This window comes from Maricaulis sp. W15 (assembly GCF_001924955.1).
Lineage (GTDB): Bacteria > Pseudomonadota > Alphaproteobacteria > Caulobacterales > Maricaulaceae > Maricaulis > Maricaulis maris.
In genome coordinates this window covers 218,982-241,276 of sequence record NZ_LQXG01000019.1, presented here as the reverse complement: position 1 = coordinate 241,276, position 22,295 = coordinate 218,982, and the positions used below count along the sequence as shown (strand labels likewise).

At 63.7% G+C, this 22,295-nt stretch carries 23 protein-coding genes; 17 read left to right on the top strand and 6 right to left on the bottom strand.

The genetic code is table 11. The features are described from left to right. The first annotated feature begins 5 nt into the window (after positions 1 to 5). The 12 genes from lepB (AWH62_RS13980) to dxs all read left to right on the top strand — a co-directional run bounded on the left by lepB (AWH62_RS13980) (position 6) and on the right by dxs (position 10,590). On the top strand, positions 6 to 758 hold the full coding sequence (gene lepB, locus AWH62_RS13980) for a signal peptidase I (protein ID WP_233128332.1): 753 nt from the start codon (positions 6 to 8) through the stop codon (positions 756 to 758). A 3-nt stretch (positions 759 to 761) separates the two neighbouring features. After that, positions 762 to 1,382: a signal peptidase I gene (gene lepB / locus AWH62_RS13975; protein WP_075191103.1), complete on the top strand. Its 621-nt coding sequence runs from the start codon at positions 762 to 764 to the stop codon at positions 1,380 to 1,382. A gap of 64 nt (positions 1,383 to 1,446) precedes the next feature. Beyond that, a complete protein-coding gene (locus AWH62_RS13970) occupies positions 1,447 to 2,319 on the top strand; it encodes an NAD(P)-dependent oxidoreductase (RefSeq protein WP_075191102.1) in 873 nt (290 codons plus the stop codon). 91 nt (positions 2,320 to 2,410) lie between these two features. Further along, complete coding sequence (locus AWH62_RS13965) at positions 2,411 to 3,574, top strand: AraC family transcriptional regulator (RefSeq protein ID WP_075191101.1); 1,164 nt, start codon at positions 2,411 to 2,413, stop codon at positions 3,572 to 3,574. 9 nt (positions 3,575 to 3,583) lie between these two features. After that, a complete protein-coding gene (locus tag AWH62_RS13960; RefSeq protein ID WP_083635209.1) occupies positions 3,584 to 4,429 on the top strand; it encodes a DUF4386 domain-containing protein in 846 nt (281 codons plus the stop codon). Between the two features lie 450 nt (positions 4,430 to 4,879). Next, positions 4,880 to 5,287 carry an SET domain-containing protein gene (locus AWH62_RS13955; RefSeq protein WP_075191099.1) on the top strand — a complete coding sequence of 136 codons (408 nt, stop codon included), beginning with the start codon at positions 4,880 to 4,882 and terminating at the stop codon, positions 5,285 to 5,287. Between the two features lie 66 nt (positions 5,288 to 5,353). Then, positions 5,354 to 6,304 (top strand): histone deacetylase family protein, encoded by a 951-nt coding sequence (locus AWH62_RS13950; RefSeq protein ID WP_143743069.1) that lies wholly within the window; start codon positions 5,354 to 5,356, stop codon positions 6,302 to 6,304. Positions 6,305 to 6,393: 89 nt separating this feature from the next. Then, entirely contained in the window at positions 6,394 to 6,993 is a 600-nt protein-coding gene (locus AWH62_RS13945; RefSeq protein WP_075191097.1) for a histidine phosphatase family protein, read from the top strand. A gap of 92 nt (positions 6,994 to 7,085) precedes the next feature. Continuing rightward, positions 7,086 to 7,334 (top strand): exodeoxyribonuclease VII small subunit, encoded by a 249-nt coding sequence (locus AWH62_RS13940; protein WP_075191096.1) that lies wholly within the window; start codon positions 7,086 to 7,088, stop codon positions 7,332 to 7,334. 23 nt (positions 7,335 to 7,357) lie between these two features. Continuing rightward, entirely contained in the window at positions 7,358 to 7,690 is a 333-nt protein-coding gene (locus AWH62_RS13935; RefSeq protein ID WP_121212196.1) for a tRNA-binding protein, read from the top strand. 72 nt (positions 7,691 to 7,762) lie between these two features. After that, positions 7,763 to 8,650: a polyprenyl synthetase family protein gene (locus AWH62_RS13930; RefSeq protein ID WP_075191094.1), complete on the top strand. Its 888-nt coding sequence runs from the start codon at positions 7,763 to 7,765 to the stop codon at positions 8,648 to 8,650. Between the two features lie 14 nt (positions 8,651 to 8,664). Continuing rightward, positions 8,665 to 10,590, top strand: a complete 1,926-nt coding sequence (gene dxs, locus AWH62_RS13925; protein WP_075191163.1) for a 1-deoxy-D-xylulose-5-phosphate synthase — start codon at positions 8,665 to 8,667, stop codon at positions 10,588 to 10,590. 619 nt (positions 10,591 to 11,209) lie between these two features. Here the strand turns inward: dxs and AWH62_RS13920 are convergent. Together AWH62_RS13920 and AWH62_RS13915 are read right to left on the bottom strand one after the other, a co-directional pair. Beyond that, complete coding sequence (locus AWH62_RS13920; RefSeq protein WP_075191093.1) at positions 11,210 to 12,064, bottom strand: universal stress protein; 855 nt, start codon at positions 12,062 to 12,064, stop codon at positions 11,210 to 11,212. A gap of 10 nt (positions 12,065 to 12,074) precedes the next feature. After that, a complete protein-coding gene (locus AWH62_RS13915) occupies positions 12,075 to 13,583 on the bottom strand; it encodes a SulP family inorganic anion transporter (RefSeq protein WP_075191092.1) in 1,509 nt (502 codons plus the stop codon). A 568-nt stretch (positions 13,584 to 14,151) separates the two neighbouring features. Between AWH62_RS13915 and AWH62_RS13910 the strand changes: the two genes are divergently transcribed. Next, a complete protein-coding gene (locus tag AWH62_RS13910; RefSeq protein WP_075191091.1) occupies positions 14,152 to 14,886 on the top strand; it encodes a TlyA family RNA methyltransferase in 735 nt (244 codons plus the stop codon). Positions 14,887 to 14,917: 31 nt separating this feature from the next. Here the strand turns inward: AWH62_RS13910 and AWH62_RS13905 are convergent, their stop codons facing one another. The 4 genes from AWH62_RS13905 to AWH62_RS13885 form a co-directional block, all read right to left on the bottom strand. Then, a complete protein-coding gene (locus tag AWH62_RS13905) occupies positions 14,918 to 15,667 on the bottom strand; it encodes a hypothetical protein (protein WP_075191090.1) in 750 nt (249 codons plus the stop codon). 189 nt (positions 15,668 to 15,856) lie between these two features. Beyond that, a complete protein-coding gene (locus AWH62_RS16880; RefSeq protein WP_143743068.1) occupies positions 15,857 to 17,074 on the bottom strand; it encodes a hypothetical protein in 1,218 nt (405 codons plus the stop codon). Positions 17,075 to 17,214: 140 nt separating this feature from the next. Beyond that, positions 17,215 to 18,306, bottom strand: coding sequence for a chorismate synthase (gene aroC, locus AWH62_RS13890; RefSeq protein WP_075191087.1), 1,092 nt, complete (start codon positions 18,304 to 18,306; stop codon positions 17,215 to 17,217). 49 nt (positions 18,307 to 18,355) lie between these two features. Continuing rightward, positions 18,356 to 18,865 carry a hypothetical protein gene (locus AWH62_RS13885; RefSeq protein WP_075191086.1) on the bottom strand — a complete coding sequence of 170 codons (510 nt, stop codon included), beginning with the start codon at positions 18,863 to 18,865 and terminating at the stop codon, positions 18,356 to 18,358. Between the two features lie 262 nt (positions 18,866 to 19,127). Here AWH62_RS13885 and AWH62_RS16875 point away from each other — a divergent pair, with 262 nt between their 5' ends. The 4 genes from AWH62_RS16875 (at position 19,128) to AWH62_RS13870 (ending at position 22,266) form a co-directional block, all read left to right on the top strand. Then, complete coding sequence (locus AWH62_RS16875; RefSeq protein WP_143743067.1) at positions 19,128 to 19,646, top strand: hypothetical protein; 519 nt, start codon at positions 19,128 to 19,130, stop codon at positions 19,644 to 19,646. 223 nt (positions 19,647 to 19,869) lie between these two features. Beyond that, on the top strand, positions 19,870 to 20,277 hold the full coding sequence (locus AWH62_RS13880) for a hypothetical protein (protein WP_143743066.1): 408 nt from the start codon (positions 19,870 to 19,872) through the stop codon (positions 20,275 to 20,277). 497 nt (positions 20,278 to 20,774) lie between these two features. Next, positions 20,775 to 21,449: a pyridoxamine 5'-phosphate oxidase gene (gene pdxH / locus AWH62_RS13875; protein WP_075191084.1), complete on the top strand. Its 675-nt coding sequence runs from the start codon at positions 20,775 to 20,777 to the stop codon at positions 21,447 to 21,449. Between the two features lie 25 nt (positions 21,450 to 21,474). Beyond that, positions 21,475 to 22,266 carry a DUF1499 domain-containing protein gene (locus tag AWH62_RS13870; RefSeq protein ID WP_075191083.1) on the top strand — a complete coding sequence of 264 codons (792 nt, stop codon included), beginning with the start codon at positions 21,475 to 21,477 and terminating at the stop codon, positions 22,264 to 22,266. The last annotated feature ends 29 nt before the right edge of the window (positions 22,267 to 22,295 follow it).

Genomic DNA, 22,295 nt, shown 5'->3' with positions numbered 1-22,295 from the left:
CTTTGATGAAGCGTCTTGCGGGCCGTGCGGCCGATGAAATCCTCGAGACCGTGCGTTTTGTCGCCGGTGTGGCGGCGGTGTGGCTGGGTCTGGTGACCTTCGGCTTTGCGGCCTTCCATATCCCCTCCGAGAGTATGCAGCCCTCGCTTGAGGTCGGTGACCGGGTGCTGGTGTCGAAATGGGCCTATGGCTATTCGGTCCACTCCCTGCCGCTGGGGCTGGGCTATGTGCTGCCGGACAGCTGGAATGGCCGCTTGGCCTGGTCGCAGCCGCGCCGCGGCGATGTCGTGGTCTTCCGCGACGAGAACCAGACACCGGCGCGCAATCTCATCAAGCGTGTCGTGGGTGTCGCCGGTGATGTCGTCGAGGTCCGCGAGGGTCGGCTCTATCTCAATGGCGAGGTCGTGCCGCGCATGCTGGAGGATGTCCGCATCTATCGCGAGGACCGGTCTGGCGTTGCTGTGACGGTGAGCCATTACACCGAAGTCCTGCCGGGCGATCGCGATCACGAGATCTACGAGCAGAGCGACAATGACCCGCTGGACAATTTCGGCCCGGTCACCGTGCGCCCCGGCACTGTTTTCGTGATGGGTGACAATCGCGACGCGTCACGTGACAGCCGTGCGTCGGGCGGGCCGGGCTTTGTGCCGCTGGAAAATGTCGTCGGCCGGGCCGAGACCGTCCTGTTCACGCTGGAACGCTGCCGCCGCGAGCAGGGCCTGCATTGCCCCTCTGGCCGGGTCTGGCGCGGGCTTTAGGCGATGTGGCGCTGGATCCTGCCGCTCGGCGGCCTGGTGGTCTTGTTGGTGTTGTCCAGCGTTTCGGTGTTCTCGACCCGGGCGGAAAGCATGATGCCCGCTGTTCAACCGGGCCAACGCTTCATCGTCAACAAGCTCGCCTATGGCTACAATACGGTGAGCCTGCCGATTTTCGGGCCGCATCTGGACCCGCAGCGCTTGCTGCCCGGCCAGGCGCCGGTGCGGGGCGATGTTATTGTCTTTCTCGATACGATGCAGGCGCCGTCGCGCACGATCTTGACGCGCGTCGTGGCAATTGCCGGGGACGAGGTCGCCTATCAGGACGGCCGGCTGGTTGTGAATGGCGAGGCAGTGTTGCGCGAGCAGGTTGGCGTGGAAACCTATACCGCCCGCGTCAGGCCGGTAGTCGTGACCCGCTATCGCGAGACACTGCCGGGCGGGCATGTTCACGATATTTTCGAACAGGGCGATCAGGAATTTCTTGACCAGGTCCCGCCCGTCACCGTGCCGGAGGGCCGGGTCTTCGTGCTCGGCGACAACCGCGACATGTCGCGCGACAGCCGCGCGCGGGGCGGGCCAGGCCTTGTCCCGCTGACGCGCATTCTGGGCCGTGTCAGCGACTAGTCTGGCGCCGGCACAGGCTGCGCTCTAGTCTCTGTCCAAATCACGCATTCGGGGAGAGAGCGCCATGAGCCTCAAGGGTAAAACGATTTTCATCACCGGCGCGTCGCGCGGCATTGGCCTCGCGATCGGTGAACGCTGCGCCCGTGACGGCGCCAATATCATCATCGCCGCCAAGTCCGATACCGTTGATCCGCGTCTTGAAGGCACGATCCACACGGCGGCCAAGGCGATCGAGAACGCCGGCGGACAGGCGCTTGCGGTCAAATGCGATATTCGTGACGAGGCGCAGGTCGAGGCGGCTGTGGCCGCCGGGGTCGAGCGGTTCGGTGGCATTGACGCCGTGATCAACAATGCCTCCGCCATCTATCCGCGCGGCACGGTCGATGTGCCGATGAAGCGCTATGACCTGATGCACCAGGTCAATGGCCGCGGCACTTTCCTGACCACCCAGAAATGCCTGCCCCATCTGATGAAGGCCGAGAACCCGCACATCATCGCCCTGGCGCCGCCGCTCGACATGCGCGGGATGTGGTTTGGTCCGCATGTCGCCTACACCTCGGCGAAATACCAGATGAGCCTGTGCATCCTGGGCTGGGGTGAGGAGTTCAAGGGCAAGATCGGCGCCAATGCGATCTGGCCGCGTACCGCCGTCGCCACCGCCGCCATCTCAAACGTGCTGGCCGGTGAAGAGGCGATGAAGAGTTGCCGCAAGCCGGAGATTCTCGCCGACACCGCCTATGCCGTCCTCAACAAGCCGGCGGCCGAGTTCACCGGTAATTTCATCATCGATGACAGCTTCCTGTGGGATGAGGGCGAGCGCGATCTCGACAAGTATTCCTACGACCCGTCGATCGAACTCCTACCCGACTTCTTCGTCCCGGAAGAGCCGGCAGCGCCTCCCGGTGTGAAGATCATGGCGATCCCGGCGGCGCACTGACCGGACGGGCGGCGGGAGTCCGGTCAACGCGGCATGGCCCGGACTGGCTGGGTGATTGCCCTGGATCGCGACACGGCGGAGAAGCAGGGTGATGACCGACACGTTTCTGACAATGGCCTACGCCATCGCAGCCGGATCCATCGGTTTCGCGCTGGTCATGGCGTTGACCAAATCCGGTCAGCGCGGCGACAGGTCCTTGTATTTCTGCTTGGCGCTGATCGCGCTGCTGGCGCATGTGCTCGGTCAACTCGTCATTGTCTCGGGTGCTTATCGGCTTGCACCGCATCTGGTCGGGGCTGATCTTGCGATCAAAATGGTTCTGGGGCCGGCGGTCTTCTTCTTTGCCCGCGCCCTGGTCTCGACGACAAGCCGTCGTTTTGGCGGCTTCGACTGGCTGGTGCTGCTCGGCCCGGTACTGGTTCTTGTCGCGATGCTGCCCTTTGCCAGCCTGAGCGCTGACCAGAAACTCGCCCTGGCGGATCCGGCGACCCGCAATCCCGACCATTACCGGATCGCGCTCTACACCTGCACCGCGTCGCTGGTCATTTTCCTGACCTTCACCGGTTGCTACCTGATCTTGGCCCTGCGGCTGCAGATGCGGCACAGGGGGCGCATGATGGACGCGTTTGCCAATGTCGAGCGCAAATCACTGGACTGGCTGCGGACCATTCTTTTCGTCTTCGCTGGCGCCTGGACGTTGTTTGCCATCAAGCAAATCCTGTGGATGACCGGCACCTCGATCCCTGTTTTGAACATCGCCCTGGCCTTCACCGAAACCTTGGCGATCGCGGCCTTCGCCTATCTCGGCGTACACCAGCCCGCCCTGCCTTCGGACCGGGCGGCCAAAGCCGAGGCGCCGATCAGACAGCCGATCCTGACCGAGCAACGGATGACCCGGACGGCCGCCAAGCTCCTGGGCGCGTTGGAGGCCGACAAGCTCTACGCCGACAGCGACCTGTCGCTGCAAAAACTGTCCGACGTCACGGGCGTCACCAAGAACCATATATCCGAAACTCTCTCGCAGCATCTCGGCGTCAATTTCTTTGACTTCGTGAACAGTCACAGGGCCGACGAGGCCAAACGCTTGTTGAGCGAGACCGATCTCAATACGCTCGAAGTGGCCCTGGAGGTCGGGTTCAACTCCCGCTCAACCTTCAATGCGGCGTTCAAGAAACATGTCGGCACGCCGCCGAGCCAATATCGCGCAAAGGCACGAAGTGGCCGGTCGCGAGACGTGGAGAACGCCGTCACCTAGTGCACGACAATGTCCGAATGGCCCCATTCGGACGACAGGCAAGCCGATCTCCTGCATGTCCGGGGGGCCGGTGATCGCACCGGCTTGGATCACTGCTTAGTCGACGGGGGCGCTCACGCCATGTCTGCATTACAACACACCGATCAGTCCGCCCGCCGCATGGCCCGGCTGGCCGGTTTATCCTACGTCATCTATTCCGCTGCCGGGATTTACATCACCTTTGGCCCGATTCCCGGGCTCAGCACGCTGTCGGGTGGGGACGCCGCGTCGCAGCCGCTTGAATTCCTGTTTCGGACGGGGCTCCTGGCCGAGGCGGTGATGTACACGTTCGTCGTCATTTCGGCGGCCGCCATGTACGCCGTGCTGAAGCCGGTGAGCCAGGGAGGCGCCCTCGTCGGAGCCTTCTGCCGGCTGATCGAAAGCGCGATGGGGGCGACTTTCATCATTTTCAAATACGCCGCCTTTGCAGCGGTCGTGAACCCGGATCTGAGCCCCGGTTTTTCGGGTGAGGAACGATCCGCCCTCGTGATACTCCTGCGCGATGTATACGGTTCGGCGATCTACTTCCTGCTGATCCCGATGGCCGTTGGTGGCATCCTCTTCTTCGCCCTGTTCTTCCGCGCGCGCTTCATTCCGCGATGGTTGGCAGCCTGGGGCATGCTCACCTATCTGGTTGTCGGATCCGTGGCCGCGACCATCGTCTTGTTCCCGTCCCTGAAGGAGCACGTCATGCTCTTCTTCCTGCCGGGGGCCCTGTTTGAGTGGGTGGTTGCTTTCTGGTTGCTTTTCGCCGGGATCAATACAGCGCGCTGGACGGGCAAGCCGTCGGCCACAGTCCAGAACGCAGCCCCCTGACGCCGGTCATCCGGCTGTCCCGGTCGCGGGCGAGCTCACTGGTGCACTTATTCAGGGTGTGATGACCGTCACACCCTGAATAAGTGCCTGTCAGAGCTCACAACTTTACCGTTGGCTGAATCCGATTCACCGCTAGCTTCAGACCTGTCACGACAAGATAGTGAGGGGCGGGGCAATGCGGACGAGATCGGGAAGTGGCTGGATCAGTGTGGTGATCATTGCCGGCGTCGCCGTCGGCTTCGCCCTGGCCTGGATCCGCGCCGGCTCTCCCTATAATTTCTGACCTGCGAGGCAGGGTCGGCGCGCCGCGCATAAAATCCCGCTTGCGCTTTTTCAAATTTCGCCAATATGGGATTTGGAGCGTCGCACTCTGCGGCCGGCCGGCCTTGATCCGGACCCGCCGCTGCCCCACTGCCTGCCGTCGACGCGGCTGGTCGGAGTGACAAATCCATGCTTCTCGTGGACACCTATCTTGCCCCCAGCCCGCTGGAAGGGCTGGGCGTTTTTGCGTCCGATTTCATCCCGGCCGGCACCCTGGTCTGGGTGCTCGACCAAGCGGTCGACCTGGTCCTGACCGAGGCCCAGCTGGTCGAACGTCCGCAGGTCTACCGCCAATACATGCAGCGCTATGCCTATTTCGACCGTGGCCTGAACGGCTATCTGCTGGACGGTGATCATGCCCGCTTTCTCAATCACAGCGGTGCGCCGAATATTGATTTCCGTGCCGACGGCAATGGCGAGGCCCGGCGCGACATTCACCCTGGCGAGGAAATCCTGTGTGACTACAGCCAGTTCATGGAAGACGTCGTGTTGCTGCCGACAGCGGCCCGGCACAATGGCGCCGCGATGAGCGCCTGACCCCGTCCTGAGCTGCAAACCCCGTCGGAATAAGGGCGTGGTCGGGGCTGGATTGCGGGGCGGGAAATGCCCACACTGGCGGTCATGAAAACCACGATTTTCGACAGCCCCGCCAGCCGCCTTCACGCCGTCCCGCCCGGCCATCCCGAACATGTCGGTCGCTATGAGGCCGCGCGCTCGGCACTGCTTGCCCTGCCGGGATGTGATTGGGTCGAGGCTGGTGCGGCCGGCATGCCGGACCTCGCCCGCTTTCACAGCGCGGCGCATGTCGACCGGGTGCTCAGCGCCAGTGCCCAGGCGCCGGACGGCGAGTGGGTGGCGCTTGATCCCGACACGCTTGTCTGCGACCGCTCCGCCGCCGCAGCGCTCGGTGCGGTCGGCGCGGCAGTGGCGGCCGTCGACACGGTGGTGGCCGCTGATGGCGGCGCCGGCTTTGTGCTGGCGAGACCACCGGGCCATCATGCCGAGCCGGACCGGCCGATGGGGTTTTGCCTTTTCAACACCATTGCCATCGCGGCGATGCACGCGCTGGAGGTCCACGATCTGGCCTCGGTCGCCATCATCGATATCGACGTGCATCACGGCAATGGCACGCAATGCTTGGCCGAGCGCGACGGCCGCGTGTTTTTTGCGTCCCTGCATCAGGCGCCGCTTTATCCCGGCACGGGCGGGGAGGGCGAGACCGGGCTTGGCGGCAATGTTCTCAATTGTCCCATGCCCGAGGGCGTCACCGGTTCCCAATGGCGGGCACGCTTCGAGACACTGGTGATTCCGGCGCTGAAACGGGCGAGGCCCGACATGATCCTCGTCTCGGCCGGATTTGATGCGCATGCGGACGATCCGGTCGGCGGTTGGGGTCTGCGCAGCAATGACTATGCCTGGGTTGCACGGCAACTGGCTGGCATTGCCCGCGATTTTAGCCGATCGCGGCTTGTTTCCGTGCTGGAGGGTGGCTACGACTGTCCGGCCTTGGGGCGGTCGGCGGCGGCGTTTGCCGGCGCGTTGTCCGAAGCGTGACCAAAAATCCTGCCAGGCTGCGTCGGGGCGCGCCGGTTGTTGCGCCTGCCCCGCCCGTGACCGTGATCAAGTGTGACTGAAATCAGAGCATGACCGACATCAGACCTGCCACGCCTTCGCGGCCCGGCTTCATCACCATTGCCCGCCATGGCCAGCCGCTCGCGAACCGCGAAGCGATGCTGGACTGGCGCGGTTATGAGGACTGGTGGGACAATGAATACCAGCCCGCACCGCTGGTTGCCGGTCAGGTCGCTCCGGAGGCGTTGCAGCAACAGGCCGTCGAGGCGAGCACCATCTTTGCCTCGACCTTGCGACGGGCCGTGGAAACGGCGCAGGCGGTGGCGCCGAACCGTGACTTGGTGATCGACAAGGATTTCATCGAGGCTGAATTGCCGCCGCCGCCCTGGCCGGGCCGTTTCATGGCCAAGACTTGGGGCGTGTTTGCGCGCTGCACCTGGTGGCTGGGTCAGTCGCGCGGACGCGAGAGCCGGGTTGATGCCGACATTCGCGCGGCGCGGGCTGTGGAACGTCTGATCCGGGCCGCAGATGACGGACCGGTCGTGTGTTGTGCCCATGGCTGGTTTAACCGGATGATGCGACCGCACCTGAAAGCCGCTGGCTGGGTCTGTGTCCGCGATGGCGGTGACAGCTACTGGTCCTGGCGGCGGTATGAATATCGCGGCGACTGACGCACCGATTGCCGCGCACCGTCGGGCTTCCTATGGTGTCCGGCAATTCCGCCCGAACCGACACCCGGACCTTTCGAATACGGAGAGAGTTGATGGCAGCCGAGCCGCATGCCGATATTGCCACCCTGAGCTTTGAAAAAGCGCTTGCCGAGCTGGAAGGCATTGTCCGCCAGCTCGAGTCGGGCGAGGTCGAGCTGGAGCGCTCAATCGAGATCTATGAGCGCGGCGCGGCGCTGCAGGCGCATTGCGACAGCAAGCTGAAGGCGGCCGAGTTGAAGGTCGAAAAGATCGTCCGCGGCGAAGATGGCCAGCCGACGACCGAACCGGCCGGGCTGGACTAGTCGTGGCTGACGAAGATCCCGGCATGGCGTCGATCGAGGATTTCCTCAAGCTCGACATCCGCATCGGCACGGTGGTGCAGGCCGAACCCTTTCCGGAAGCGCGCAAGCCGGCGATCCGTCTGTGGATCGATTTTGGCGGCGAGTTGGGGACGAAGAAGTCCTCGGCCCAGATCACGGCCCACTACACGCCGGACGCGCTGATCGGCCGGCAGGTGCTGGCGGTGGTGAATTTTCCGCCGCGCCAGATCGGTCCGATGCGCTCGGAAGTGCTGACACTCGGCGTTTCTGATGGCACAGGAGAGATCGTGTTGATGGCGCCGGACCAGCCCGTGCCCGACGGGTCGCGACTGCATTAGCGACACACGAACAGCAAGATCGAGGCAGGTGCCTTGGGGGAGCCCTGACGGGCAGGCAGGACAGGCAGGTCGATGGAGACTTTCGAACAGCGACTCAACGAGCATGCCGACCGGGTGACGGTCGCGCTCGATGCCCTGTTGCCGCGGGCCGAGGGGCCGGAAGCCCATCTCAATTCGGCCATGCGTTATGCGGCCCTCGGGCCGGGCAAGCGGCTGCGCCCCTTCCTCACCATCGAGGCCGGCCATCTTGTTCATGCCGATGAGCGCGGCATATTGCGCGCCGCCTGTGCGCTGGAATGCGTCCACGCCTATTCGCTGATCCATGACGATCTGCCGTGCATGGATGATGATGATGTGCGCCGCGGCCGTCCGACCGTGCACAAGGCCTATGACGAGGCGACGGCCGTGCTCGCCGGCGACGGGCTGCAATCGGTCGCCTATGAAATCCTGGCCCATCCCGACACCCATCAGCGCGGCAGTGTCCGGGCCCGTCTGGTCGAGCGCCTGTCACGGGCGTCGGGTCCCTATGGCATGGTGGGTGGCCAGATGATCGACATCCGGGCCGAAACCGAACAGTTCGACATTTCCGTTGTCACCCGCATGCATCGCATGAAAACCGGAGCGCTGATCTCCTACGCGGTCGAGAGTGCGACCATCCTCAAGGATGTCGACGAGTCTGTACGTCGGGCGCTGGAGGGGTTTGCCCATGATCTTGGCTTGGCTTATCAGATAACGGACGATCTCCTGGATGCCACGGGCAATGCGGGCGAAGCGGGCAAGGCCGTCGGCAAGGATGCCGGTCAAGGAAAAGCCACCTTCGTCACCATTCTGGGAGTGGAAGGCGCGCGTGACCGTTCGCGGCACTTGGCCGCACAGGCCAAGGACCACCTTGAACCTTTCGGCGCACGAGCAGATGTTTTGAGAGAGGCCGTCGATTTCATCCTCGCGCGGCGCTCGTGAAAGGCCGCATGTCCATGGCACTGAAGACCCCGATCCTCGACACCGTCAATTCACCGGCAGATCTCAAGAATCTGCCGATCGACCGACTCAAGACGCTGGCCGATGAGCTGCGCGCCGAGACGATTGATGCAGTGTCGGTCACCGGTGGCCATCTGGGCGCCGGCCTCGGCGTGGTCGAACTGACCACCGCCCTGCACCATGTCTTCGATACCCCGACCGACACGCTGATCTGGGATGTCGGCCACCAATGCTATCCGCACAAGATCCTGACCGGTCGCCGCGACCGCATCCGCACCCTGCGCCAGGCCGGCGGCCTGTCCGGCTTCACCAAGCGTTCGGAAAGCGAATACGACCCGTTTGGCGCGGCCCACGCCTCGACCTCGATCTCGGCGGCGCTCGGCTTTGCCGTGGCGCGCGATCTCAAGGAAGAAGACCGCAATGTCATCGCGGTCATCGGCGATGGCTCGATGTCCGCCGGCATGGCCTATGAGGCGATGAATAATGCCGGCCATATCGGTGGCCGGCTGATCGTCATCCTCAACGATAATGACATGTCCATCGCCCCGCCGGTCGGCGCGATGAGCCATTATTTTGCCCGCCTCGTTTCCTCGCAGGGCTATCGCTCCATCCGCAAGCTCGGCAAGGGCGTTGCCAAGGCGCTGCGCGTCGAGGAGGCGGCACGCCGGGCCGAGGAATACATGCGCGGCATGGCCATGGGCGGCACATTGTTCGAGGAGATGGGCTTTCGCTATGTCGGTCCGATCGACGGCCATGATCTCGACCAGCTGGTCCCGGTCCTGCGCAATGTGCGCGATGGCGATAACGGCCCGGTCCTGATCCATGTCGTGACCCAGAAGGGCAAGGGCTATGCCCCGGCCGAGGCGTCTGACGACAAGTATCACGGCGTCGCCAAGTTCAACGTCATCACCGGCGAACAGCAAAAGTCCAAGGCCGATGCGCCGTCCTACACCAAGGTCTTCGCCCGGCAATTGATCCGCGAGGCCGAGACCGACAGCCGCGTCGTCGGCGTCACCGCCGCCATGCCGGGCGGGACCGGGCTCGACCTGTTCGGGGAACGCTTCCCGGACCGCATGTTCGATGTCGGCATTGCCGAACAGCACGCCGTCACCTTCGCCGCCGGCCTCGCCGCCGATGGCATGAAGCCCTTCGCGGCGATCTATTCGACCTTCCTGCAGCGCGGCTATGACCAGGTCGTCCACGATGTGGCGATCCAGAAACTGCCCGTCCGCTTTGCCATCGATCGGGCCGGCCTGGTCGGCGCTGACGGCGCCACCCATGCCGGCAGTTTTGACATCGGCTATCTTGGCGCCCTGCCGGGCATGGTGCTGATGGCCGCGTCCGACGAGCTGGAATTGTCGCGCATGGTGAAAACTGCGGCGCTGATCGATGACGCCCCGTCCGCCTTCCGCTATCCGCGCGGCAATGGCACCGGCATTGAAATTCCCGACCAGATCGAACCACTGGAGATCGGTAAGGGCCGTGTCGTCCGCGAAGGCTCACGCATCGCCATCCTCTCGCTGGGCACCCGCCTCGAGGAAAGCCTCAAGGCCGCCGACGCGCTGGCCGTACAGGGCTTCTCAACCACCGTCGCCGATGCCCGCTTCGCCAAACCGCTGGACGAGGATCTCATCCTGCGCCTGGCGCGCGAGCACGAAGTCCTGATCACGGTGGAAGAGGGCGCGGTCGGCGGCTTCGGCGCCTTCGTCCTGCACCTGCTGGCCGGCAAGGGTGCGCTCGATCGCGGCCTGCGCATCCGCACCCTGACCCTGCCCGACACCTTCCAGGACCAGGAAGCCCCGTTCGACATGTACGAAACCGCCGGCCTCAACGCCCGCCACATCGCCGCCAAGGCGCTGGAAGCCATGGGCAAGGATGACGCAGCGGCGGAGCGTGTCGCGGCGGCGTTGATTGCGGGGTAGGGGGCTTTGCTTCCCTTTCTTCCCCATTCCATGGGGAAGTGGGCCGAGGCGCAGCCTCGGGTCGATGGGGTCGAGCGCAGCGAGAGACGCCCATGCCGCCTTCGGCGCCACCCCTCCGTCTCGCCGTCATGCGGCGATCCACCTCCCCACAATGTGGGGAGGAAAGCGACGAAAAATGCGAGACACCGGGACATACACCAATTGTCGCGCACCTCGCGCGCATCAACCCATACATCACTTGTCAGCCAGCGGGCCGTATCGGGGTCTTCAGGTCAAGGGCGCCGCAGGCGCCGCTTCGCGGGTATGCCCCTTGAGCTGAAGACCCCGATACGGCTGTCTCCCGGCAAGTGAAGTATGGCCGGGTGTGCGCCGGGGCGCCTTGTTTCACAGAGATTGATCCATCCCTCTACCGTCATCCCACGGTGACCGCGAAGCGGGCATCCGGGGGACCTTGGCTTGCCGGCTGACAGGATGGTCGAGGTCCCCCGGACAAGCCGTCGGATGACGGAGTTTGGGGAGGTTCTCTCGTCTCAATGACCCACATTTTGTCATCCCGGGTGGACGTCCCGCCTTCGCCGGACACCCAACGGGGATGACAAACATCCCTATCGGAACTGCATCACCGGAACAGCATCAGCGGGATGTGGCAATTGCGGATCATGTCTGTCGTGGTCGAGCCGATCACCAGATTGCGCAGGCGGGAATGGCCGTAGGCGCCCATCACCAGAAGCGAGATGGCTTCGTCCTCGACATAGTCGACGATGACGTTTTCAGGCTCGCCGGTCCGGATGGCCGTGGTGACATTGTGGCCGGCGGTCCGCAGCTCATCGGCGGCGGCTTCAAGGGCGTCGGTACGACCGGGGTCGTCCTTGCCGACTGTCAGAAGGTGTAGCGGGATGCCCTTGAAGAGCTGGCCGCCGGCAATGTGGCTGACGGCTTTCCTGGCGCTGGCGCCGCCGTCAAAGGCGATCAGTGCCCGTTCGACCGGGACGAATTTGCGTGAGGCGACCATGACCGGCTTGTGGGCGGCGCGGACAATGCGTTCCAGGTTGGAACCGAGATGCTCCTTGGCGAAATCGGCGGCCTCGCCGCGCTTGCCGACCAGGATGAGATCGGCGTCGCCCTCGACCTGTTGCAGCGCTTCGACCAGATCGCCGTGGCGCAGACGGCGGGACACCTCCGGTACGCCGTGATCGGCGAGATAGGCGGCTGCCGCGTCGAGGATGGCGTGGCCGCGTTCCTTGGCCAGCTTGGCGCGTTCTTCGTCATGGGCTGCGAGCTTGTCCAGCAGGTCATGCTTGGCACCCAGGCCCAGCGAGCCGGACAGGTTGGTCGGCAGGCTCTGGGTGTCGCGGCGGCCGAGCACGTGCAACAGCTCGATCTCGGCGCCCATCGTGGTGGCGACCCAGGCGGCGTGATCGCACACGCTTTCGCCATAGACCGAACCGTCGACGAGAAGGATGAGTTTGGTCATGGAATTTCCCCTAATGGCCCATCAGCTTGTCCAGCGCGCCGGGCGTGTCGTGAATGCCCAGACGGTCGACCAGGGTCTTACTGGCCTCATTCATGCCGAGCAGTTCGACCTCGGCCCCCTCGCGGCGGAATTTGAGCACCGCCATGTCCACGGCCGCGACGCTGGAGAGATCCCAGACATGCGCCTGGCCGAGATCGATGATGACGGTATCGACCGCATCCTTGAAATCGAAGGCCCGCAGAAAATCTTCCGACGAGGCGTAGAAGAGCTGGCCGTCGACGCGATAGGTCCGGGTTCGCCCGTCGGCTGACACTTCGCTGGTGACCGTGAAGGCGCGCGAAATTCGCCAGGCGAAGAAGAGCCCGCTCAGGAGCACGCCGACGCCGACGCCAATCGCTAGGTTATGGGTCGCGACGACGCCGATAACGGTGGCGATCATGACGAAGCTGGAACTCTTGGGGTGGTCGCGCAGGTTGCGGATCGAGCTCCAGGAGAAGGTCCCGACCGAGACCATGATCATGATCGCGACCAAGGCCGGCATCGGGATCTGGGCGACCAGATCGCCCAGCACCAGGATCATGAACAAGAGGACCGAACCGGCAGTGAGGGCCGACAGGCGACCGCGTCCACCCGATTTCACATTGATCACCGATTGCCCGATCATGGCGCAACCGGCCATGCCGCCGAAGAAGCCGGTGATCGAATTGGCGATACCCTGACCGATGCATTCGCGATTGCGGTCGCTGGGCGTGTCGGTGAGATCATCGACAATCTGCGCCGTCATCAGCGATTCCAGCAGGCCGACGGCAGCCACCGCGGCCGAATAGGGCAGGATGATCATCAAGGTGTCGAGATTGAAGGGAATGTCCGGGATCAGGAAGACCGGCAGCGTCGTGGGCAGATCGCCCATATCCCCAACCGTGCGCACATTGTCCCAGCCAAAGAAGAGCGCCAGGCTGGTCAGCACGATGATGCAGACCAGCGGCGAGGGGATGGCCTTGGTGATGTGGGGGAAGCCATAGATGATCACCAGGCCGGCGCCGACCAGGACATAGGTGAAGGCGCTGACATTGGTCAGCTCGGGCAATTGCGCCATGAAGATCAGGATCGCCAGCGCATTGACGAAGCCGGTGATCACCGAGCGCGAGACAAAGCGCATCAGATCACCCAGCTTGAGAAATCCGGCGCCGATCTGCAGCAGGCCGGCGACCACGGTCGCGGCGAGCAGGTATTGCAGCCCGTGTTCGCGCACCAGAGTGACCATGAGGACGGCCGTCGCCGCGGTGGCCGCACTGATCATGCCCGGACGCCCGCCGGTGAAGGCGATGATCACCGCGATCGAGAAGCTGGCATACAGCCCGACCCGCGGGTCGACCCCGGCAATGATGGAAAAGGCGATCGCTTCCGGGATCAGCGCCAGCGCCACCACGATGCCGGCCAGAACGTCACCGCGCAGGTTGAAAAACCAGGTGCGGCGGATGTGGTCGAAAAGGGCCGGGTCGAGCGTGGGAAGTCGCATGATGGTGTCCGTTCGTTCGCGCCGGCATCCGGGCAATGGGTGCTCGTTGCGCAGTGTTCTGGCGGCCAAGCCGCAAATGGTCGGAACGCGTTGTGAGATCAGCGCTGCCCCGCAAAGGGCGACGCTGCAGCGGTGCGCGAGGCGATAGCACAGACAGCGGAATTGGCAAACCGGCAAGGGGGGAGGAGACAGGTTCTCGCCCATTGAGAGGAAGGACGATCTCTGGCGCTCATGCGCAGCCTGATCCATACATCCCTTGTCAGCCAGCGGGCCGTATCCGGTTCTTGAGGTCAAGGGCGCGGGGCGCCGCTTCGCGGGTTTCCCCTTGAGCTCAAGAACCGGATGCGGCTGTCTCTCGGCAAGGGATGTATGGCGGGGCGTGCGCCCGTGCGCCGGTTGACAGGGCTGGATTGGATCATGCCGCGCGCAACCGCCCTTCTCCCCTCGCGGGAGAAGGTGGCCCGAAGGGCCGGATGAGGGGGGCAGCAGCTCCGGTGCACACCGGCATGGCTCCCAGACCTCGTCTGGCGCTATCCTCGCCCCCTACCAGTCTCACCCGGACCCAGCCATGCGCGCAGACCTCTACCTCGTCGAACACGGCCATTTCGACACCCGCGCCCGTGCCCAGGCGGCGATTGCGGCGGGGAAGGTCTCGGCGAACGGGGTCACGGTGACCAAGCCGTCGCAGAAGATTGCGGACGGGGCCGAGATCGTCGCCGAGGCGGCGCATCCCTGGGTGTCTCGGGCGGCATTGAAACTGGTGGCGGGGCTGGACAGGTTTGGTGTCGATCCGACGGATCGGGTCTGCCTCGATGTCGGATCATCGACCGGCGGTTTCACCGAGGTCTTGTTGTCGCGCGGGGCGCGGCATGTCTATGCGGTGGATGTCGGGCGCGACCAGCTCCACCCCTCGCTTCAGGCTGATCGGCGGGTCACATCGCTGGAGGCGACCGATGCCAGGTCATTGGCCGCCGAGATGTTTTCCGAGCCGCCCTCGCTGCTGGTCTGCGATGCCAGCTTCATTTCACTGCTGAAGGTCATCGCCCGCCCCCTGGCGCTGAGCGCGGCGCGCAGCGACCTGATCGCGCTGATCAAACCCCAGTTCGAAGTCGGCAAGGCCTTGATCGGCAAGGGCGGTCTGGTGAAGAGCGAGACGGCACGCGATGACGCAGTGGCGACCGTGCGTGCGGAATTGGACGGACTGGAGAATTTCTCGGTACGCGCGGTCATGGACAGTCCGATAGAGGGGGGCGACGGCAATCGGGAATACCTTATTGCCGCCGCCCGCAATCACCAAGCCTGAAAGGCGTTTTTGCCTGAGATTGGTGTCTGGATTATTGGCCGTAAGTGTCGGCCGGGCGCCAGATTCCATCCGTGCCCTGACACATATAGACCTGGTCGGTGACGGTCTGGCCGTATTCGTTCATGCGACGGGTCTGCGACCAGTGGCAGCTGCCGGTTGCCGAGTTCGTCGGATAGTTCGAGGCCGCGTTATAGACGCGCGCCGGCTCGGCCCGGTCGGCACCGCCCAGCAGTTCGCCGGACGAGCCGTAATCATACGTGTCGCCATAGCCGTCATCATAATAGGCGCTGTCGTCATAGTCGGCCTGGTATTGGTCATTATAGTACGGGTCATTGCCATAGCCGCTGTCGCTGTATTGGGCGCCGGGCTTGTCGCCGTAATAGGGCTGGTTGACCCGTCCGCGATTGGCGCAATCCTCACCACCGGCGACACCGGCACCGATCAGGGCGCCAACGCCGGCACCGGCGATGGTGCCGACTTCCTCGGCATTGCCGCGATCACGGTGCTGGTAGCGGGCGCCGCGATGACCACGACCCCAGCTGCCATGACCGCCACGTCCGCCGCGTCCATAATGACGGTCGCGACCATGACGGTTGTTATTGCTGTCATCGGCCAGCTCATTGCCGATCACGGCACCGAGAATGCCACCGATGATGGCGCCGGCGACCTGGCGGCCCTGGCGTTCGGACTCGCAGTCCTGATAAGTCTGGGCCTGGGCCATGGACGGCAGGGTGACACTGAGTGCGGTCGCGGCCAGAAGCGTGGGGGTCAACAGTTTCATCTCTACCTCCGTTTCGGATCGGTCCGACGGTATCCGCCGGTGTTGAGTTCTGTTCTAGCGCGCCCGCGATGAGCCGTAGATGAACGCCTGCATGACAGTTACGCAAGAAAAAGGCCGACCCTGGCGGGGCCGGCCTTTCCGTCACGGCACCCCACGCACACAGGGAGCCGCTATTTCTGCGGAATGCCGTTATTGGTGGCGCGCGACCTGCCAGTCGCCATAACCATCCCGGCACATGCGCACACGGTCATAGGCAAAGGTGCCGTCCGGCATGTAGACCTCTGCATCACCCCAACGGCATTCGACGCCGGCGGAGTAATAGGTCTCGCGGATGATAATCGTGCCGCGGACACCGGAATACGGGTTGCCCCAATAATAGGGTTGTCCGTATTCGAAGGCGTAGTTCATCGCGTATTGGTATTGCGCCCGGTCGCAATTATCCATCCGGTTCAGGCTGTCACCGAGGACCGCCCCGAAACCGGCACCGAGCAGGATTCCGGCCCCGACATTGTCGTCGCCGGCGGCCGCGCCGCCAATGATCGCGCCGAGCAGGGCGCCAACCACCGCGCCGTCGCCATTGTTATTGTAACGGCAGATACCGTCATAATAGGCGAACTGGCGGTTGGAATAGCCATAGTCGTAATAGCGCGTGTTGTAGCGCCAGCGGCTCGACGGCCCCCAACGCCCGTAATAGCGCGAATTCGACCAGCCATGATTCATATGGCGCAACCAGCGCCGCTGCGCCTGGTGGCGTTGGCGGTCATGATAGAAATTGTGGCGGCGCTGCGCGTATTCCCAGCGGCGCGGATTATGGCCGGCGAACGGACGCGATGGCCGTCCCGGGCGGTGGGCGCCGGGGAGGTTCGGCCGGTTGGGACGCGCATCCGGGCGACGTCCGGGATTGCCAACATCAGGGCGGCGTCCGCCGGGCCGGGCGTCAGGCCGTCGTCCGGGATTGCCCGCATCGGGGCGACGCCGGTCGGGGCGTGTATCAGGGCGACGTCCAGGATTGCCGGCATCCGGGCGGCGACCGCCGGGCCGGGCATCGGGCCGACGACCCGGGTTGCCCACATCGGGGCGACGTCGATCAGGTCGGGTATCGGGGCGGCGTCCCGGATTGCCGCCAGAGGTTGGACGCGACGGCGCCGGGCGGGCGTCATCGCTGCCACGCCCACCGCGTCCGGAACGATCACCGCGACTGCCGCGATTGCGGTCGCCGCGCGTGCCTTGATCGCCGCGATTGCCGCCACGTCGGGCGCCACGGCCGGTTTCATTGCCGCGATCGCTACGGACTTCGTCACCGCCGCCGCGGCGCTGGGCTTCGGCCGGTTCGATGGCGAGCAGGGCCGGCAGCAGGATGAGTGACGCGAGAGAGGCGCCAAGCCATTTGCGCTTGAGCTGCTTCATGCGGTGTTCCTCCACGGGGTCGCGCCGGGCAGACCCGGCCAATCTGCCTGAACCCTAGGATTTCGCGTATGAGCCGAACATGAACGCCGGGTTCACCTTCATGACCAGTCGGCGGATGAAAGCGGATGGCCGTGGCTGATTTACCAGGCCGACTGGCCGGCATGGCGGAGTTTCTGGTCGGCCAGAACAAGCGCCGCCATGGCCTCGCCGACGGGCACGGCGCGGATGCCGACGCAGGGGTCGTGGCGCCCGCGTGTCTCGATTACGGTCTCCTCGAAATCCCGGTCCAGCGTACGCCGTTCCACCGTGATCGAGGAGGTTGGCTTGACGGCAAAGCGGACGACCAGGTCCTGCCCGGTGGAAATCCCGCCCAGCACGCCACCATTATGGTTGGACAGGAAAACCGGCCCGTCCTCGCCCATCCGCATTTCGTCGGCGGCGTCCTCGCCGCGCATCGCTGCAGAGCCGAAACCGGCCCCGATCTCGACACCCTTGACCGCATTGATGGTCATCATCGCGGCGGCCAGTTCGCTGTCCAGCTTGGCATAGACCGGCGCACCCCAGCCCGCCGGCAGGCCGGCGACCACGACTTCGACAATCGCCCCGGTCGAGGATCCGGCCCGGCGCAGCGCGTCCATATCGGCTTCCCACAGGGCGGCGGTTGTCGCGTCAGGGCAGAAGAAAGGGTTGTTGGTGACTTCATCCCAGTCCCAGCGGGCGCGGTCGATGGCCCGACCACCAACCTGCACCAGCGCGGCGCGGATCGAGATGCCATCGCCGAGCACTTTGCGGGCAATGCCGCCGGCGGCGACGCGCATGGCGGTTTCGCGGGCCGAGGACCGACCACCGCCGCGATAATCGCGGATGCCGTATTTCATGTCATAGGTGTAGTCGGCATGGCCGGGCCGCCATTTATCACGGATGGCGCCATAATCCTTCGAGCGCTGGTCGGTATTCTCGATCACCAGGCTGATCGGCGTGCCGGTGGTCACCGGACCATCCGTGCGGTCATCCTCGAACGTGCCGGACAGGATGCGGACCTGGTCGGGTTCCTGGCGCGGCGTCACATGGCGCGATGTGCCGGGACGGCGCAGGTCGAGGAAAGGCTGCAGGTCGGCTTCGCTCAGCGCAATGCCGGCCGGGCAACCATCGACGACGGCGCCGATCGAAGGTCCATGGCTTTCGCCCCAGGTGGTGACCCGGAAAAGATGTCCGAACGTGTTGTGTGACATGGTGTATCCGCCTGCTGTACGGGCAGATTAGACACAGCTTGGCGTCAGGTCACGCGGCCGACTGCGCTTTGCGTATCCAGCGCGCCAGGCGGGTGGTCACCGAGGGGCGCGAGAATTCGTGCATGAAAGCGTCGAGATCGGCGGCATCCGGGAAGTCGGGCGGGGCCGGGGTGACGGTCTCACCCTCGGCCTGAACGCGGATCGTCACGCTGATACGGTCTTCGCCGACCGCGGTCAGACCGGTGCCGTCGCGTGTGCCGGCCGGGATGCGCACCAGCAGCGGTTTGTCGCCATGACGCAAGGTGCGGGTCAGTCCGCGCGCCGCTTGGGCCGCACTGATCTCGACTTCCAGCGCCACCGGTGCATTGGCGCGGATATAGTCCATCGCCGCGACAATCCGGGCGAGTTCGGTGAGGGTTGCTTGGGTCGGCGGTGTGACGTCAGGATGCAGGCGTTTGACGCGGCTGCGAAACGCCGCACGCGCCGCCGCAACACCGTCCACCGGGGCCACCCCGAGGACAGCGAAAGCCGCATCCAAACTCACAACACGCGATGTCATGAGCTTGATCTAGCACGAGAAGATTCCTGAAAGGTTGACGGGCGGGGACGGGGGGAGAGCTTGTTCCGCCCGAGCGCTCATTGACGGCAGGTGAGGACTTGTCCAACTTGCGCGCGTCAGGGTGTTGCCAACAACCCATCAGCCAACGGAAGTATTGCCGGCATGGCCGCTACTGTCGAAATCAAGACGGAGCACGGCGCGTGATTGCGTTTTTGCTGAGCCCGGTGATGCGGGGCATGAATGAGGCGGGGCGGGAGCGATGATGAGAAATTTGGTTGGGGTGGTCGCCAGCTTTCTGGCCTTGGCATCCTGCGCCTCCACTGCAGAATCCGTTGATCCGCGAGTTGCGGAGTCGGTCGAGCAATATTTTCAGCTCTGTTCCGGTGAAAATGGGCGGACATTTCAGTGCGGAGTCGCCGCAATGGAAATACTGGTGCGTGTTGAGCGGTGCCCACCTGTCTTGCCGCGTTGTCAGGCTGTTCTGGATGACCTGGCCCCGCTTTACGCGGCATTTAGTTACTCCGATGGGGCAACGGACATGCAAGAAACGCCAGCGTTGGGAAGAGACCTTTTTCTTTATTGTAAAGTCATTTCCCCGTGGCGGACGCTGCTTGTCGATGCGAATCCCGGATTTGACGCAACCGACGTGTTTGCTTTCAGCGAGTTCTCAGGGCCGGGATATCCTATCTGGCCGCATGACGAGCAGGGTGCGCCGGGGCGCCAAGTCGATCTGTATTGTGAGGAATTTCTCGATCCCTCACGTGACTGCCTGATTTGCTGACGAGGACTTTTGGAATAACCGGAACAGACACAATGGAATAACCGTGACCTGAGCCCTTTGGCTCCCTCGATTATTTCGAGAGTCTGAGCCTTTGGCCGGATACCAACGCTCTACGGCGGATTTTTGAACGCCTTCTTAGAGCGGTGGACTCGACCATCGGCACGAAATCCGTTTCAATCATAAATGGCTTTTTGCCCAGAAGATATTTCAAGAAAGAACATTCATGAATGACAGTATCGATCCTGAGCAAAACGAAGATGAAAGAAAAACCAAGCGAGAGGTTCGTATGTCTGTGCCTTGGGGAGGCCGAGCTAACATTGCTAGCTTTTGCTGCGAAATGGCAAATTCTGGCACGATGTATGATCCAGAAGAGTTAGCATTATTCACCAGGGTGCGAAGCGAAGTGCACAAAGAATTCATTGCGCAACAGGAGAAGACCAAGCGCCTTACCCTTATAATCGGAAGCGTCAGCTTCATCTCCGGATTGCTTGTGTTGGGCTTCTATCCAGAAGGAAGGGCCATGACCTCTATTCCGGCAGCAATAGGTTTGGTTATTTTTGCCGCTGGTGCTTTCGGATACAACCGGCTTTGGGGCAAAGGCGTTAATTTCGAATTCTCGGCTGAGAAATAGTTACGGTATGGCTATTATACGTTATTGTTATCAACAACATGGGCCGCTTCTTAACCAAATCCTAACCATGTTGAGGCTATAATTGTGTAGCTATGGATGAGCGGTGGAGTGAGCAGAAAAGACGGCAGGGTCTTTAATAAACGGGGACACGTACCGTTTTTCACTAGCGCCCTTCTACCCGCGCCTCCGGCGCAAACCCCACCATAGGCCGCTTGCCGAGAGATCGCCGTATCCGCTTCTTCAGGTCAAGGGCGCCGCAGGCGCCGCTTCGCGGTTTCACCCTTGAGCTGAAGAAGCGGATACGGCCTGCTGGCTGACAAGCGCTGTATGGATGGCTCCGCACCGGGCGCCCTTTTTCAGTGGCGAACAGGGAAGCTGCGTGCGCGTGCTTGATGTCGCTGGAAACCGCGCCGTCCGCTGGCGATGGACGCGCCGGGAAAGCTTGACGTGCCGGGTCAGGCGCTTACCTAGGCGGACGTGTTCCAGGAGCGCCCCCGATGTCCGACGACAAACTCATCCCGCCCAGTCCCGACGCCGAGACCTATGCCAGGACGGCGGTCGCGACTGCCAATGCCGTGGAAATCTTCGATCGCGACGACCCGTTTGCCCTGTTTGCCGACTGGCTGACCGAGGCGAAGAAGAAAGAGCCCAATGACGCCAATGCGGTGGCGTTGGCGACGGCAGATGCGTCCGGCCTGCCGGATGTGCGCATGGTGCTCTTGAAGGATGTCGATGCCGACGGTTTCGTCTTCTACACCAATCTGGAGAGCGGCAAGGGCGGGCAGCTGGCGGACAATCCGCAGGCGGCCTTGTGTTTTCACTGGAAGTCGCTGCGTCGCCAGGTGCGGGTGAGGGGGGCGGTCGAGCCGGTCAGCGCCGAGGAGGCCGACGCCTATTTCGCCTCGCGTGCCCGTGACAGCCGGATCGGGGCCTGGGCCTCGAAACAGTCGCGGCCGCTGGAAAGCCGTTTCGCGCTGGAAAAGGCGGTGGCTCGCGAAGCGGCCCGCTTTGGTCTGGGTGAGGTGCCGCGCCCGCCGCACTGGTCGGGCTTTCGCATCCGGCCGCTGAGCCTGGAGTTCTGGCGCGACCGCCCCTTCCGTCTGCATGATAGAATGTTTTTTGACAGGCCGGATTTGGGGTCGACTTGGACGGTGAGCCGGTTATATCCCTGAGCTGAACGCCTGAGGGGGCTTAAAAGTGGAACGTTTCACCGACATGCTGCGTGTGGTCATCCAGCCGCTGGGCTGGATCACGGCGCCGCTCGCCCTGCTCACGCCGCTCTGGTTCCTGATCGCGGCGCTTGGCACCAAGTTGAGTTTTTGGGGCTGGGAGTTCGGACTCTCCTGGATGACGCTCGATATCGGTCCGAAACTGATCCTGGCCTGCGCCATTGCGGGTAGCCTGATGACAGTCCTGGTGGTGGCGCATCGTCTGATGACGCAGCGCTGGTTCGGTGTGATCAGCGTGCCGATCCTGGCCCTGCTCGTCGCAATCGGCGGCTATGGCGGGCGTTATGTGTTCGATGGCTTGGCCGACAGTCGACCCATGCTGCTCGACGTCACAACCGATTTTCAGGACCCGCCGCATTTCACGCCGGCCTATGCCGCACGTCGTGGCGGCGCCCAGCGCTCGCTGGATTTTGACCCGTCCGGACTGCAATTGCAGGCGGAATATTATCCCGGCATCACCAGCCTGACGGTCGAGCGGGAGGCCGGGGCGGTGTTTCGCGAGGCGCTGATGTATGGCCGCGAGGCCGGTTGGCGGATCGGCACAGCCTCCGACGCGGCCGGCATGTTCGAGGCCGGCGCCGAAAGCCTGATGTTCGGTTTCCGCGACGACATCGCCGTCCGGGTGACCGCGCTGGAGGACGGCCGCAGCCAGGTCGATATCCGCTCGCTGGCCCGTCAGCCGGTCCATGATCTCGGCCGCAATGCCAAGCGCGTCGAGCGCTTCCTGGCGGCGATGGGCGGTGAGGGCGAGGCGGGGTAGGGCCGTCATTTGTCCCAAGCTTGCTATCC

What these genes read in the sequence shown, in the direction of transcription:
- AWH62_RS13960 (WP_083635209.1), top strand. Translation starts at nt 3,584, where the DNA reads ATGTCCGAATGGCCCCATTCGGACGACAGGCAAGCCGATCTCCTGCAT.
- AWH62_RS16880 (WP_143743068.1), bottom strand. Translation starts at nt 17,074, where the DNA reads ATGAAGCAGCTCAAGCGCAAATGGCTTGGCGCCTCTCTCGCGTCACTC.
- AWH62_RS13950 (WP_143743069.1), top strand. Translation starts at nt 5,354, where the DNA reads ATGCCCACACTGGCGGTCATGAAAACCACGATTTTCGACAGCCCCGCC.
- AWH62_RS13955 (WP_075191099.1), top strand. Translation starts at nt 4,880, where the DNA reads ATGCTTCTCGTGGACACCTATCTTGCCCCCAGCCCGCTGGAAGGGCTG.
- pdxH (WP_075191084.1), top strand. Translation starts at nt 20,775, where the DNA reads ATGTCCGACGACAAACTCATCCCGCCCAGTCCCGACGCCGAGACCTAT.
- lepB (WP_233128332.1), top strand. Translation starts at nt 6, where the DNA reads ATGAAGCGTCTTGCGGGCCGTGCGGCCGATGAAATCCTCGAGACCGTG.
- AWH62_RS16875 (WP_143743067.1), top strand. Translation starts at nt 19,128, where the DNA reads ATGAGAAATTTGGTTGGGGTGGTCGCCAGCTTTCTGGCCTTGGCATCC.
- AWH62_RS13885 (WP_075191086.1), bottom strand. Translation starts at nt 18,865, where the DNA reads ATGACATCGCGTGTTGTGAGTTTGGATGCGGCTTTCGCTGTCCTCGGG.
- AWH62_RS13920 (WP_075191093.1), bottom strand. Translation starts at nt 12,064, where the DNA reads ATGACCAAACTCATCCTTCTCGTCGACGGTTCGGTCTATGGCGAAAGC.
- AWH62_RS13935 (WP_121212196.1), top strand. Translation starts at nt 7,358, where the DNA reads ATGGCGTCGATCGAGGATTTCCTCAAGCTCGACATCCGCATCGGCACG.
- lepB (WP_075191103.1), top strand. Translation starts at nt 762, where the DNA reads ATGTGGCGCTGGATCCTGCCGCTCGGCGGCCTGGTGGTCTTGTTGGTG.
- AWH62_RS13910 (WP_075191091.1), top strand. Translation starts at nt 14,152, where the DNA reads ATGCGCGCAGACCTCTACCTCGTCGAACACGGCCATTTCGACACCCGC.
- AWH62_RS13965 (WP_075191101.1), top strand. Translation starts at nt 2,411, where the DNA reads ATGACCGACACGTTTCTGACAATGGCCTACGCCATCGCAGCCGGATCC.
- AWH62_RS13915 (WP_075191092.1), bottom strand. Translation starts at nt 13,583, where the DNA reads ATGCGACTTCCCACGCTCGACCCGGCCCTTTTCGACCACATCCGCCGC.
- AWH62_RS13880 (WP_143743066.1), top strand. Translation starts at nt 19,870, where the DNA reads ATGAATGACAGTATCGATCCTGAGCAAAACGAAGATGAAAGAAAAACC.
- dxs (WP_075191163.1), top strand. Translation starts at nt 8,665, where the DNA reads ATGGCACTGAAGACCCCGATCCTCGACACCGTCAATTCACCGGCAGAT.
- AWH62_RS13945 (WP_075191097.1), top strand. Translation starts at nt 6,394, where the DNA reads ATGACCGACATCAGACCTGCCACGCCTTCGCGGCCCGGCTTCATCACC.
- AWH62_RS13905 (WP_075191090.1), bottom strand. Translation starts at nt 15,667, where the DNA reads ATGAAACTGTTGACCCCCACGCTTCTGGCCGCGACCGCACTCAGTGTC.
- AWH62_RS13970 (WP_075191102.1), top strand. Translation starts at nt 1,447, where the DNA reads ATGAGCCTCAAGGGTAAAACGATTTTCATCACCGGCGCGTCGCGCGGC.
- AWH62_RS13930 (WP_075191094.1), top strand. Translation starts at nt 7,763, where the DNA reads ATGGAGACTTTCGAACAGCGACTCAACGAGCATGCCGACCGGGTGACG.
- AWH62_RS13940 (WP_075191096.1), top strand. Translation starts at nt 7,086, where the DNA reads ATGGCAGCCGAGCCGCATGCCGATATTGCCACCCTGAGCTTTGAAAAA.
- aroC (WP_075191087.1), bottom strand. Translation starts at nt 18,306, where the DNA reads ATGTCACACAACACGTTCGGACATCTTTTCCGGGTCACCACCTGGGGC.